The 13,504-nt window shown below is 68.8% G+C and carries 9 protein-coding genes; 3 read left to right on the forward strand and 6 right to left on the reverse strand.

Annotated features, from left to right (window positions below; genetic code table 11):
* Positions 1 to 298 precede the first annotated feature (298 nt).
* The 5 genes from M1P99_RS18580 to M1P99_RS18600 all read right to left on the reverse strand — a co-directional run bounded on the left by M1P99_RS18580 (position 299) and on the right by M1P99_RS18600 (position 6,036).
* On the reverse strand, positions 299 to 2,746 hold the full coding sequence (locus M1P99_RS18580) for a glycosyltransferase family 4 protein (protein WP_304453866.1): 2,448 nt from the start codon (positions 2,744 to 2,746) through the stop codon (positions 299 to 301).
* 783 nt (positions 2,747 to 3,529) lie between these two features.
* Complete coding sequence (locus M1P99_RS18585) at positions 3,530 to 4,015, reverse strand: hypothetical protein (protein WP_304453867.1); 486 nt, start codon at positions 4,013 to 4,015, stop codon at positions 3,530 to 3,532.
* A 181-nt stretch (positions 4,016 to 4,196) separates the two neighbouring features.
* Positions 4,197 to 4,721 (reverse strand): hypothetical protein, encoded by a 525-nt coding sequence (locus M1P99_RS18590; RefSeq protein WP_304453868.1) that lies wholly within the window; start codon positions 4,719 to 4,721, stop codon positions 4,197 to 4,199.
* 10 nt (positions 4,722 to 4,731) lie between these two features.
* Positions 4,732 to 5,790: an OmpA family protein gene (locus M1P99_RS18595; RefSeq protein ID WP_304453869.1), complete on the reverse strand. Its 1,059-nt coding sequence runs from the start codon at positions 5,788 to 5,790 to the stop codon at positions 4,732 to 4,734.
* Between the two features lie 33 nt (positions 5,791 to 5,823).
* A complete protein-coding gene (locus M1P99_RS18600) occupies positions 5,824 to 6,036 on the reverse strand; it encodes a hypothetical protein (protein WP_304453870.1) in 213 nt (70 codons plus the stop codon).
* A 512-nt stretch (positions 6,037 to 6,548) separates the two neighbouring features.
* Here M1P99_RS18600 and M1P99_RS18605 point away from each other — a divergent pair.
* On the forward strand, positions 6,549 to 7,697 hold the full coding sequence (locus tag M1P99_RS18605) for a TIGR04222 domain-containing membrane protein (RefSeq protein ID WP_304453871.1): 1,149 nt from the start codon (positions 6,549 to 6,551) through the stop codon (positions 7,695 to 7,697).
* Positions 7,698 to 7,870: 173 nt separating this feature from the next.
* On the opposite strand, the gene M1P99_RS18610 is transcribed toward M1P99_RS18605, so the two are convergent.
* On the reverse strand, positions 7,871 to 8,899 hold the full coding sequence (locus tag M1P99_RS18610; RefSeq protein ID WP_304453872.1) for an LLM class flavin-dependent oxidoreductase: 1,029 nt from the start codon (positions 8,897 to 8,899) through the stop codon (positions 7,871 to 7,873).
* A gap of 405 nt (positions 8,900 to 9,304) precedes the next feature.
* Here M1P99_RS18610 and M1P99_RS18615 point away from each other — a divergent pair, with 405 nt between their 5' ends.
* Positions 9,305 to 9,646 (forward strand): helix-turn-helix transcriptional regulator, encoded by a 342-nt coding sequence (locus M1P99_RS18615; RefSeq protein ID WP_304453873.1) that lies wholly within the window; start codon positions 9,305 to 9,307, stop codon positions 9,644 to 9,646.
* 1,051 nt (positions 9,647 to 10,697) lie between these two features.
* A complete protein-coding gene (locus M1P99_RS18620; protein WP_304453874.1) occupies positions 10,698 to 13,304 on the forward strand; it encodes a tetratricopeptide repeat protein in 2,607 nt (868 codons plus the stop codon).
* Positions 13,305 to 13,504: the final 200 nt, after the last annotated feature.

A 13,504-nucleotide genomic window follows, 5' to 3' on the forward strand; every position in this document is an offset into this window, starting at 1 on the left:
GCCCGCCTCGGAGCCGGTTCGACCAGGGCGGGCGGGTCTGCGGGTCGGCCCGTGGGCGGCCCTTGTCCCATTACCAGTCCGGGGACTCCGGGACGGCTGGTCGGACCGGGAAAGCCGACTCTCGGCGAAGCCGGTGTCCGAGGACGATCGACGCCCGGGTGCGCGTCCGGGGGCGGGACGGCCTCCTCCGGCCGCGCGGCTGTTTCTCGCACGGCGGCGGAGGCCTCTGGGGGCCGAGATCCCTTCCCCCCTTCCAGAGGCCGTGCCAAGGACCACCGCACGCCCCCGACACGGGTCGCTACAGGCGGCGCCGCAGGGCCTCCACCGCGTGGATGTCGGCCACGGTCACCTTGATGTCGCCCGATCCGACGGACGAGGCGGTGACCGACCGGACGAACGGCCCGTGCGCCCACCGGCGCGCCGTGCGCAGGGGCACCGACTTGGCCCCCACACGCCCCAGAGCACCCGGTGGTCCCACCAGAAGACGCAAACGCCACGTCGCCCGCAGTCCGGGCACCCCGCCGAACTCGGCGCGACCCAGGAGCGGCAGCCGCCCGGTCAGGCGAGAGCGGTCCGCGGTCGGCACCAGACGCAGCGCGTACCGCTGACCCGCGCCGGAGCCGCGCACGACCTCCACCGCGCACTCGACCCCGTCGGGTAGTGCGTCGCCCAGTCGAACATCCAGACGGAGATCGTCGCGGCGGCGCCCCACGGGGCGCACCCGCACCTCCTCGACCTCCAGCGTGGGCGCCAGCGGCGTCGTCTTCAGCCCGAGCCGGTCGTTGACCGTGTAGTAGGGGCGGATCCTGGATCCGCACCCCCGGTTCTGGTGCACCTTCTGCGCCGGGTACTCGATGATGTCCTTGTAGCCCACCACTCCCGACAGGTGCCGCCCCACCGAGCACTCGGTCCCGTCGGAGAGCACGAGCCGGATCTCCCACGTCTCGGACTCCCCGTGGCGCCCGCGCACGACCTCCTGCGGGTCGACGACGGCCGTGAACTGCCCGTCGCCGGCCACCGGCGCGGAGAACTCCCGCAGGGTCTGCGGCGACTCGCGCAGGCGCACCGCGAGCCGCGCCCGCGCGTCGGCCAGGTCGCGGCCCAGGACACGCCCCTGCACGGTGATCAGCCCGTCGGCGACCTCCACGTGGTCGACCTCGGCGTGGTGGGCCGAGCGGCGCACATGCAGCGCCAGCCTTCCCTTCGCGGTTCGGGTGGGCAGCACCAGGGCCAGCCGGTCCACGTCCGCGGCGCTGAGCGGGAACCCGTGCTGGTGGATCACCACGTCACGTACGGGCGTCTCCTTCTCCCCGTCGGGGCCGTCGTCGACCCGCAGCACCTCCCAGGTACGGGCCGCCAGCCGCCGCGCGTCCGGATCGACGACGACTTCACCGCGCTCGTCGGGTGTCAGAGTCACGCGCGCGCCGGGCCGGGTGAGCACGACGTGCGCGGGCGGGTCGGTGAACGCCAGCACGGTGTACCCGTCGGTGCCGGCCCGCACACGGCAGGCGGCCGGCGGTTCGGCCCGGGGAGCCGGGATCCTGGGGGCGGGCGGCGCGCTCGCCCGGTGCAGGGGAGCGCCCAGCAGGTCGGCGAACAACTCCTCGTGCAGTCGGCAGACGTTCACCGGGTCGAATCGCTCCGAGTCCAACAGCGCGGCCTGGGACATCTTCCGACGGAGCTCGTCGTCGGCCATCAGCTCCGCCAGGCCGTCGGCGATGCCCGACGCCGAGCGGTTGGGCACCAGCAGGCCGTCCTCGCGATCACGGATGATCGACGCGGGGCCGTGCGGACAGTCCGTGCTCACCACGGGAAGGCCCGAGCGCATCGCCTCCACGATCGTCATCCCGAACGGCTCCTCGCTGGAGGTCACCGCGGCGAACGCCCCCTGGGCCCACGCCTCCTCCACCCGGGGATGGGGTCCCATCAGCCACACCCGGTCGTGCAGGTCCAGCGACGCCACCAGGCGGGCCAGAGCGCCGCGCCGGTCCCCGCGCCCGTAGATGCGCAGAGTCCACTCGGGGAACTCGTCCGCGACCATGGAGAACGCCTGCACCAGGAGGTCGTGCCGCTTGCTCGGCGCCAGTCGGCCCGCGGAGACGATGGTGCGCGAGTCGAGCCCCTCGGTGGTGAACGGCGGCGCCGGCACCGAGTTGGGGATGGACAGCAGCCGTACGCCGGGCAGTGCCATCCGGTCGGCGTAGGTGCGCGCGTCGGCCTCGGTCACCGTGACGAACGCGTCCAGGTTCGGATACTCGGTCTCCAACACCCGGCGCAACGCCTGTGAGTGCTGCTCGTAGGTGAGGTGCTCCTGCCCGACCTTCACCACGTGCCGGGGCGCGGCCCGGGCGATCACGACGTTGAGTCCCGGCCGCGTGCCCACCACCACGTCGGCGTCGGTGGTCGTCAGGTACTCCTCCAACCGGTCGTCGGTCAGACGGCTGTGGGTGGACCCGCGCGAATCCTCCGGGGGAAAGAGCAGCGGCGGGAGCCCGGCCCGTTCCGACCCCTCGTACAGCGGGCGTCCCCCGACCCCCAACCCGTCGCCCCTGGACTCCCGACGCACGTCCACGAGCGGGCGCAGACGCACCTGGGCGGGCACCGGCAGCACTGGCTCCGCCCTGTGCTGGAACACCGAGACGATCTCGACCTCGTGGCGTTCGGACAGCGCCGAGGCCTGGTTGGCGACCGTGCGTACGGTTCCGCCGATGCCGTACATGTCGTTGATCAGATAGGCGATCTTCACCGAGCCCCCCGTATCCGTGGGCTCCGCCCCGCGCCCCCCGCGAGACGGGGCCGCCCCGTCGGCCCGCGCCGGTCATGCCCCGAGTGGTCGGGCGGCACGGGGATGAAGGATCAGGCTATGGGGGTGATTTCCGGAAAAAGCCCTGATTGTGCTACTCGTCCCGAAGGTTTGCGACCCCTTGTGAGGGTTTTGCGGAGTGTTCAGACAGAGCGCGGCGCTGGACGCGTTGAAGCTCTGACCGGGGGTGACGAGTGGAGCCGGGGATCGGGGTCGCGGCCGGGTCGGCGACGGTTGCTGGCCAGGCTCCCCCTGGGAACGGCGGCCACCGGTACCGGTTTCCGATAGAGCCGCCCGCATCCCCCCACCCCACGAGGGAGAACCGTTGAGCTACGGCGTGGTGGCCCTGGTCGCCGGACAGCGCGACGAGCAAGCGGTCATCGACGCCCTCCAGGACGTCGACCAGGAACTGCGCCCGCACCAGCACGGCCGACACCACCGTCCTGCAAATCCGCGACGACGACGGCTGGCTCCTGGTCACGCTCGGACCGGGACGACGTCACCCGTCTGCTCGGTATCGACACCGTTGCCGGTTTGTAGGACCCGCCGCCCTGTCCCAGTCCGGAAGCGGCTGGTTCGCCGAGGGCACCTGCGCAGCACCTCTACTCAGAAGGGGAGGTCGCAGCGGGGTTGTCCGGGAGCGCCGAGCACATCGATGCTCATGGCCGAACAGAGGTGTGCGTGTCGCATGCAGAAGGCCTGCCCGACACGGCGAACTGGGAGAGCTCAGTACGTCTTGGTGTTCTCCCAGGATTCCCAGGCGAGGCAAGGCAGGGTGTGGTTGTTCTCGATGTAGTCCAGACCCCAGGAGATCTGGGTGCGGGGGTCACCTGCGAAACCGTCGGGCATTGCGCCGTGCACCGCCGGATTGAAACCAGGGATGCCGGAGGCTCCGGTATTGGGATCCACGAGCGTGTGGTCCCAGTTGGACGTGTTGGCCCACAGGTTCTGTAGACACGTCCACTGTTCATCCTTCCAACCCCGCGCTGCGGCCATGTCCAAGGCCATCGCCTCGTTGTCCCCTCGATTGGAGTTGCCGCTACCCCACTCATATTCCTCGGGTTCGTCCGGCCGATCGGCGTCCACCCAGGTGTCGTCGCCGCAGTCAGGTCCTTGGACCAGGCACACCATCTGGCGGACACCGTTGTTGAAAGTCTGGCTGAGCTCGAGTTCGTAGACAGCAAGCATGACGGCCGCGGCCAGAATCGTCACAACAGCCAACTCGACGAAGGAAGCTCCGCGGTCGAGTCCTGCTCTTCGGGCTGGGCACAGCCAACCGACCACACGCGGGGGTCCACTGCGCTCGCCAGAGCGCCCAGGCGGCCCAGTGGGGGAGGGCCGTCGGGTATCCGCTGGTTCGGCGCGGTGAGGGGTGGGCAAGGCCGCCTCCGGATCAGGAAATCGGAATATCCTCGATAGGATCAAATTCTGGAATATCCACCGTTATTGAATCAAGGCTACTTGGTACGGAAAAGGTGGACCAGTATGTGATGGTCTGTCCGGAACTTGCTGTGACGTCAAGCTGGGCTGAGTACTCTCCTGAGCAAAGGCAGTATCCTTCATCATCCATTATTGGATGATATCGAATGGAGCCGTCCGTGTTGGTGGCAGTGATAGCTGAGAAAGTGCGTCCGGTGTATGCGTACGATTGATCAATAAACCAAGAAAGGACAACGTCTTCATTTCCGTTGTTTGTAATGCTCCAAGTTACAGATAGGAGATTCCCTGATTCATTTCTGGTGGCTTCATTAACCTCTGCGGTGAGCTGGCTCGACCTAGGCTCGTTTCCATTTCCCGTCCCTAGTACGTCGAGATCTTGACTTTGAGGTGCAGGGAAGGCGCCGGCGCCCGCCGATGTGGAGATCAGTGTGAGCGCGGTTGCGGAGGCAAGCGTAAGAATTGGTCGAAGTATAATCATGGATTATTACCTACTTCTCGAAAGTGACGCTGACTCTCCGGTTTCGTTCGCGACCTTCTTCCGTGCTGTTGTCAGCGATAGGTTCGGTTGAACCGTGCCCTTGGACATCGAAGGCCACTCCGCCCCGTGTGACGAGATCGGACAGAACGGATTCTACTGCCTGGGCGCGTTCAAGCGACAGAGGTTGGTTTCGGGAGTCATTTCCAGTGTTGTCGGCATGCCCATCAACAGCGACAACTTCAGAAGTCGCATCATCGATTTCCAAAGCGACCTGTTCGAGGATTTCCTGGGCATCTGAATTTAGTTCCGAGCTGTCAGTTTCAAAGAGAACGTCCGAAGACAGGAGAATGCTGACCTCGTCTCCGCTTTCAGTTCTTCCGGTTTGGTCCTCAGTGTTGTCTGAAATGAAAGTTAGGTCTAGGATCTTTGGTTCAGATAATCCAGTGATGTCGACGGATTCAGAATTCTCCGTGATTGGGATATCGATAAATGGGGGGCTTAGTGGAGTCGTTACTGTTAGTTTATCGACGTCGTCGGACTCTGGAACTGGAAACGCCACCCACATGGATTCGGTTTCTCCGCTGCCGATGGGGCCGCTCCAGTTTGAACAGAAGCAGCTTCCGTCGTTTTTCTCGTAGCTGAGTAGTCTCTTCTGGTTCTCGGCATCAATGAGTGATACGCGGCTTGGTGTGTTTGGTTTTTGGTCGACGGTTAGTCCGTAATTGAGGATGAAATCTTGTTGTGACTTGTTGGTAACGCCGAAGCGAAGTCTCAGTATGTTTGACTCAAGCCTCTCGAGAGCGTAGATGTCGATCTGTAGATCTTCACCAATGGAAGTAGAGGTGGTTGAGGACGTTGCGATTGAGCGCGCCTCGGTGCCGGTGTTTGGGATTTCTGAAGGTGTCTCACCTGGCGACTCAGTAGTTCCCCCTGGATCCTGCAGGCTGGGTGTGTCATCACTTACGATGCAGCCCGTTGTGAGCGCTGCAATAAGTGTTAAAAACAGTAGTTTTGATGGTTTTCCCGGCGGGAAATCACTACGATGATATGGGTGAATCAATCTTCGCACGACTGTCTCTGTAGGGATCGTCTGGCAAATGCATTAGGGTTCTGTGCTCAGAATTGTTGTGATCGATGTCATGATGGATTGGCTGATCTGTGATGGGATGGCTAGGGCAGTGATTGCGGCTACGATTCCGGCGACGAGGATGACGATGGCTGCGTATTCCAGCATCGTGGCGCCGGTGTCGGCTTTCCGTGACTGGGGGGTCGCGTAGGTGGTGAGGGCTACCCACAGGTGGGTCAGGCTCTTCACGGGTCAACTCCTTGGGGGCAGGTGTTCCTGGTGCCACTGCGTCGTGGCCTGGGGTGGCCGGGTTGCTGCGGCATCCGGACCGTGGGGCACTGAACCGAGGTCATGAGGACAGCAGGGGACACTGAGTCGGCGACTCGCACCACGGATTCCCACTATCGGGCACGAACACCTGTGTTGACTTCGGGGCTGACCGGATGTGGCCACGTGTTCCCATGATGCCCTCCGGCGAGGGTGAGCACACGTTGTCCACAGGCGGACTGAGGCCCCGGGTTCAGGTGGGGCTTGGTGTGCGTGGGCGCACATGGGCAGGCCATCCGGGGGTGACGTTCGGTGCTCGACGGGTGACCATGATGGCAGAAGCTCCTATCGGGCGCTATGGGTGCGGGGGTAACGCCAGGTCACCCGCATTCCTGTGCAGGGCCGGGCGGTGCTTGAATTGGGCGATGGGCCCATGGGAGGCCGAACGCCGATGGTCGGTCACGCCCGTGTGGTGCGAGGAAAGGTGGCGAGGTTTGGACGGCAGCACGCTGGTGTCCCTGGTGATCGCGGTGGTCGTGGGGCTCGTGGTCGGAGTGATCCCGCTCCAGACCGTGATCCGCAGCCGTGCGGCTCTGAACAACGCCGTCAAGCGCACGCCCAGCGTGAGCCCGCCCGACGCCGACGACCTCAAGCCCGAGGAACTCGCCTACCTCGCCGGTGGCCCTGTTCGCGTGGCGGAGACCATCATCATGGACCTCTACCTCTCCGGGCGAATCCGTCATCAGGCCCCCCGGGGCTTCTTCACCCTGGTCGGCCCGGTCACGCCGTACGTGCACGAGAAGTCGCTGATTCGGCGGACCATCGTCCTTGCCTACCGGGACCGGTCGGGCCTGACCGCACAGGAGATGATCCGGCGCGCGACCACCAGCGGCGGCATGATCGCCCTCGCCGACGGGCTCAAGGCGTCACGGTTGCGGGCGGACTCGCTCGGACTGAGCAGGCTTCTGGCATCGCGGGAGAAGGTGCCGTCCCGCATCACGTGGATGCGGACACTGAGCCTGCTCGTGGGCATCGTCGCGGGAGGCTTCTACTTCGTCGAGCCCGGGACTGTTTCCCTCGGTCTCCTGGTCGGCGGCTTCTTCGCCTCGGCGATGCTCTCGGTGGACAAGGCCGTCCTCGATTCCACGGGCGGCGCCACTCTTCTCACGACGACTCCCGCGGGCAGGGCGGTCCTCGCCCGGGCCGAGGAGCGCTACAAGGTCGTCGCCCAGTCCACGAAGGAACTGGACCGTGACCTGGCGGTGCGCTACACCGCGGTGACCGGCTTTCGCGCCCTGCGCGAGGCGGTCCCCGGTGCGTACCGCTCCAGCTCCGCCTCCAGGCACACGTCGGCCGCGCCGGGTCCCTCCGGAGGAATCGGGGACACCGGGGTCGTCGAACCCTCGAACGACGATGCCGTTCACCTGGAGTCCCTCTGCGGATTCGCCGAGGTCTGCCAGGGCGGGACCGGTGGGAGCGGAACGAGTTCCGGCGGTGACGGGTGGGGCGGCATGTTCACCGGCGGCGGGAACAGCAGCAGCACGCATGACAGCGGCAGCACCGGTGGAGGGGGCTGGAGCTTCGGTGGTGGCGACAGCGGCTCCAGCGGAGGAGACGGTGGCGGAGGTGGGGGCGGCGACTGACGCCGTCGGTGGTCCTCGGTAGCCGAGAGCTGAGGGCGCAGGCCCGGGTACAAGGGAGGGCGGGACCGTTGCCACGGTCCCGCCCGCCTGACCCGGACTGAGAAGATGGCGCCTCGCCTGCCCGCGGGGCACCACCACCCTTGACCAGCTCCCGGCCCGGGACCGGTGTGGGATCAGACGGTTGCCGACTCCGGTGCGGACGCCGTGAGCTCGAACAGTTCGGCCAGTGCCTCGTAGGAGTTCAGCCGGGCCTTCTGGTCGTAGATCATCGACGACACCATGATCTCGTCGACTCCGGTGTCGGTGATGAACTGTTCCAGCTTCGGGCGCACCGTCTCCGGCGATCCCACGAAGGAGTAACGAAGCATGGAGTCCAGTCGTTCCTTCTCTCCCGGGCGCCACATCGTGTCGAGGCTGTCGACGGGCGGTTGCAGCAGGCCACGCGCCCCGCGGACGGTTCCGAGGAAAGCCTGCTGCATCGAGGTGAACAGCCGCTTGGCCTCGGCGTCGGTGTCGGCGATGAAGACATTGACGCCCGCCATGACGTGGGGCTCGGCCTGCTGCTCGGAGGGGCGGAATCCGGCTCGATAGGCCTTGAGCGCCTCGTAGAGGGCGTCGGGCGCGAAGTGCGAGGCGAAGGCGTAGGGCAGGCCGAGTTGAGCGGCGAGCTGGGCGCCGAAGAGGCTGGAGCCCAGGATCCACAGCGGCACCCTCAGGCCCTCACCGGGCACCGCGCGGACGGGCTGTCCGGGCTCGGCCGGCTCGAAGAAGGCCTGCAGCTCCTGCACATCGGCCGGGAAGGTGGAGGCCGCGCTCTGGTCACGGCGCAGCGCCATCATCGTGCGGGGGTCGGTGCCGGGGGCGCGGCCCAGTCCCAGGTCGACACGGCCCGGGTAGAGCGACTCCAGCGTCCCGAACTGCTCGGCGATGACGAGGGGGGAGTGGTTGGGGAGCATGACGCCGCCCGCGCCGATCCGGATGGTGGACGTGCCCTCGGCGATGAACCCGAGGGAGACCGACGTGGCCGCGCTCGCGATGGCCCGCATGTTGTGGTGCTCGGAGAGCCAGAAACGCTTGTATCCCCAGCGCTCCAGGTGCTGGGCGAGGTCCCGGGCGGAGCGGAGCGCGTCGCCGGCGGTGGAGCCCTCGACGATGGTGGCGTGGTCGAGCACGGACAGCGCGACCTTGGACACGTTGGACATGGTGGCCTTCATTCCCCTGCGTGGGTGCGTGGAGCGGTTCCGGCGCCGGACGGTTCCTGGTCGTCGGTCCGGGATCCGAGTCCCCGCTCTGTGAGTGACGGGGTTCCGGTGGTGAGGTGGGCGGTCGGAGCGGGGTGGCGATGACCCGATCCGACCGCCCCTCCCGTTCGATGATCGACGAACATCGATCTACGAAGGTACACTCATCCACGAGCACGAACCAAATCTCTCGGTGCACCGGAACGGCCGTCGGCGCCGACGGGGAGTCGGCCGGGACCGTGCTGGTCGACGCGCCCCGGGCGGCCACCACCGGGCCGCCCGGATCCACGGGCCGGGCACGACGGGCCGGGCCCCATCGGGCGGGTGCACATCGCACGAGGCCGTCAGGACACGAGGAGGACCGCCTTGGCTCCCAGGGAGCACGCGCACCCCGCCCTCTGCGACGTGGAACTGGTCACGGTGCTGTCCGCCCTGGCCGAACCGACCCGCCTGCGGATCGTGCGGATGCTCGCCGCGATGGAGGGCGAGCGGGCGTGGAAGGACATCGATCTGCCCCTCGCGCAGTCGACACTCAGCCACCACCTGAAGATCCTGCGCAACGCCGGACTCGTCCAGAACCGGAGTGAGGGCACCCGCTGCTTCATCTCGCTGCGCGACGACGAACTGGAGAGCCGGTTCCCCGGGCTGTTGGAGTCCGTCCTGTCCTGTCGGGACGGTCTGGTGCCCGAGGGCCCTCGGGACACTTAGGCCACCGCTCTCCCGCTCTCCGGGCTCTCCCGCGCGCAAGCGAGGGCGGGGCCGTCCGTGTGGTCCCGGGCGCCGCGCGCGGCCGAGGGGGAGCGGGCGCGCCCGGGGTGTCCGCTCCGCATCATTCGAGGTCAGCGCCCGGTCACAGCCGGACGGTAGCCGTGACCGGGCACTGTGCGTGCCAGCGTAGGCGGTGGGCGAGGCGACGGCCAGGAACGACGGCACCCTTCGCGGAACACCGGGCGCACAAAGACCGCTCGCCAGCGCCACGGTCCGGCTGCCGTCCGGGCACCGGACGGTCTGAGGCGGGCCCACTCGCGCAGCCGAGGGCGTCGAGGACGTACCGGGCGATGAGGGGTTGGGCCAGGCTCGTCGCGCCGTCGAGGAAGGAGAACACGGTTCCGACCACGAGGACGCGCCAGTGCGCGGGCGTAGTCCCACAGGCGGCGCAGGGGCGCCTGCGCAGACGGAACCGTCACTTGGTCTGTGCTCAAGGAACGCACCCTCGGGTCGGTGTCGGAAACGCGGAGTTGATGCCCTTGGCTCAAGGTTTGCCGAAGGCGCGGTGGTTCCGCGGGTGTGTGGAGAAGGCCCGGCGGGACGGGGCGAGCAGCTTCTGGCCCAAGCCGCCCTCGGCCGCCTCCTCCCACCGACGAGGGCGGTGTACGGCAGGATCCACGACGCGTCCATGGCGCGTGGGGGCCGCCGATCACGGGTGGGGCGGCCGGAAGCGGCCGGCTCCCTTTCGCCCGGGGTACGTGCGTCGGCACTCTTTCAGGTAGGTGTCCGCGCCGAGTTCTGACTGGCCAGAGCGGGTATACGGCCGAGAGGAGCGCGGTGGGCGCCGCGGCGCTGTGTGTGCGGGTGCGCACGTCCCGGTACGCGGTCCGGTCACTCGTCGTGAGCCGTGGGAGCGGCGCGTAGGCGCGAGGGCCTTCGAGGAACTGGAAACCGCGCAATACCGTCATAGTGGGACGGAAAGGTCCAGGCTGAGAGGTTTCAGGTGTCAACCCCCGGAACGAACCGTGTGTTCCACGGAGTCCCGAGTGCCATGCGCACCGACCGTTCGCGCCTGGCGCGGCCGCGTCGGTGGCTGTCGCTGCGGGGTGACCAGGGACGCCCTCGCCGGTTCGCCGAGGTCACACCGGAGGACCTGGGAGTGCACAGGTCCAGGTTCGGGGCCGGAGGGTCTTCCCCGTACGTGCGTCGGGAGGCGGACGAGGCGATCGTGGCGGCCCTGCGCGATGGCGGACGTCGTGTGGTGGTGGTCTCCGGCCCGCGCCTGGCCGGCTCCACCCGGGCTCTTGCCCACGCGGCCCAGGAAGTGCTGGGCGATCACCTCGTGGTGGCGTTCCTCGACGACCCCGACGTCGAGCTGGCCGACATGGTCGCCGCCGCGGGGGCGACCACCGGACCCCCGGGCGTCTCCGCGCAGGGGACGGTGCTGTGGCTCGACCGGCTCTCCGCGCGCCGGTACGCCGAACTCGCCCGCACCGACACCGGACACCTGCCGGACGGCCTGAGAATCCTGGCCGTCGCCGACAGCGCACTGGTCCGAGGCCTGCGCGTACCGGCCGAGGCCAAGGGAGCCATGCGCGCACACGGGGCCCCGATCGAGCTGGGCCCGATCACCGAAGCGGAGCGCCGGAGGTTGCGGGCGGGCACGGACTACGCCGATCCGGAGCTGCAGGCGTGGCTGGACGCCGACGACGGCACCCTGCTCCTGGGCCGGCTCCTGGTGGATCTGGCCCCCTTCCGAACGGATCTGGCGCCAGGGACCAGTACCAACCGCACAGCCCTGCTGCGCGCGGTCACCGACTGGCGGCGTATCGACCCGCCCACACGCCTGACCTGGGACGACCTGGAGCGGTTGTACCGCGCCTACCGCCAGGAGCTGACCGGAGCGCCGCAGAGCGCGGGAGTGTCGGCGATCGGTTGCGAGGCGGCGCTGAAGTGGGCAGCCCGGCCAACCCGCGAGCGTCCCGCCCTGGTGGAGGAGCGCTCCGACGAGAGCGGTACCTACTACAGCCCCCACCCCCTGCTCGCCGTCGTCGCCGACGACTCCGGGCAGGACTGCGCGTGGCCCGTCGCAGATCCGATGTGGGAGCACGGCGACACCCGTTTCGAGGGGGACGCACGCCGCGACATCGGCTACGCGGCGATCGAGGCCAAGGCGCTGACGGCCGCCCAACGTCTGCTGAGCCACACGGACACCCGGATGGATCCGGTGGCGCTGCTCTACCTGGGCCAGGTGCTCATGGACGCGGGGGACCTCGACGCCGCGCGGCACTGGTTCACCCGCGTCGCCGACCAGGGGGAGGACGCCGCCGACACCGTGCCGCTGGCCTACTTCGTGCTCGGTGGGCTGGAGGATGCCCGCGACGACGCCGAGGCCGCCCGGCGGTGGTGGGCGCTGGCGATCGGCTCCGGGCACCCCGAGTGGGCACCGGAAGCGATGGTCAGCCTCGGTGAGCTGGACTGGCGACAGGGGGACACGGACAGCGCCCGCCACTGGTGGACCCGCGCCGCCGGGGTCGGGGAGCTGCGGGTCGGGGACGACGGGGGCGGGGCGGTCGAGCACGGGCCCGGCCCGGAGGGGGAGCCCCGGACCGTTACGGGGACGCCGGACACGGTCGCCTCGGACGCCGCGGCCTCGGCGATGTACAACCTCGCGGTGCTGGAACACCGCGAGGGAGACCTGGTCGCCGCACGGGAGTGGTACACGTACGCGAGCGCTTCCGGCGTCGTCGACGTGGCCGCGAAGGCGATGGTCGACCTGGGCACGCTGGACCGCGAACGCGGGGACGTCGACGGCGCGCGGACGTGGTGGGCCCGGGCCGCACGGTCGGGCGACCCCGCCGCCGCGCCTCGGGCGCGGGCGCGGCTGGATGCGCTGGGCCGGGTGGACGCCGCCGAGGGTTCGCCTGGCCCTCAGGGCTCTGCCGCCGAGCCGCGTGCCCCGGCCGAGCGGCCCGTGAACCCCGAGCACTCCGGGCATGCCCGGAACACCGCGGCTCCGCGGGAGGCCGGTGCCTCCGACGCCTCCGTGGAGGTCGCGAGCGATCCGCGGGCCCTCCTCGACCTGGGCGGGAGCGCTGCCGCGCGGGGCGAGGCGGACACGGCCCGAGACCTGCTCAACCGGGCCGCAGAGTCAGGTGACCCCGACGTCGCGGCCCGGGCGATGAACCGGATCGGCGCCCTCGAACAGGAGCTGGGAGAGGTTCACGAGGCGCGCGGATGGTACATCCGCGCGGTCAGGACCGAACACGCCGATCTCGCCCCGCAATCGCTGCTGGCTCTCGGGCTGCTGGACCACCGCCAGGGGTGGTTGGAGAACGCGCGCACCTGGTTCGGGCACGTCGTCCGGACCGGGCACCCCGAGGCGGCTCCGCGCGCGCTGTACCTGCTCGCACGCCTGGCACTGGAACAGGACGAGGCCGAGGAGGCGCGTGCGTGGTTCACCCGCGCCGCCGCGTCCGGGCACGCGGAGTGGGCGCCCAGGGCGATGGCCGACCTCGCAGGGCTCGAACTCCGCAGCGGTGACACCGGCGCCGCCCGTTCGTGGTGGGGCCGGGCCGCGGAGTCGGGCCACGCCGAGTCCGCCGCGCGTGCCCGCGCGGCGTTGGACGCCTTCGAGGATTCCGCCGACCAGCCCTGAACCGCTGCCCGTTCCCGCAATTCTGGCCGACCCCGCGGATCCGGCCGTGGTCCTCACGGACGAAAGCTCGACGTCGGCACGGACCTCCTCCGAGGCGTCCTGGCCGGTTCCGGACCCACCGGACTTCTCGCGAGCCCACAGCCACGGGCGTCGTCCCGGTCGGGCCCGTTCCCTTGCGCTGCGGCGGGAACGGGGCCTGC

This window comes from Nocardiopsis sp. YSL2 (assembly GCF_030555055.1).
Classification (GTDB): Bacteria; Actinomycetota; Actinomycetes; order Streptosporangiales; family Streptosporangiaceae; genus Nocardiopsis.

What these genes read in the sequence shown, in the direction of transcription:
- M1P99_RS18620 (WP_304453874.1), top strand. Translation starts at nt 10,698, where the DNA reads ATGCGCACCGACCGTTCGCGCCTGGCGCGGCCGCGTCGGTGGCTGTCG.
- M1P99_RS18610 (WP_304453872.1), bottom strand. Translation starts at nt 8,899, where the DNA reads ATGTCCAACGTGTCCAAGGTCGCGCTGTCCGTGCTCGACCACGCCACC.
- M1P99_RS18590 (WP_304453868.1), bottom strand. Translation starts at nt 4,721, where the DNA reads ATGATTATACTTCGACCAATTCTTACGCTTGCCTCCGCAACCGCGCTC.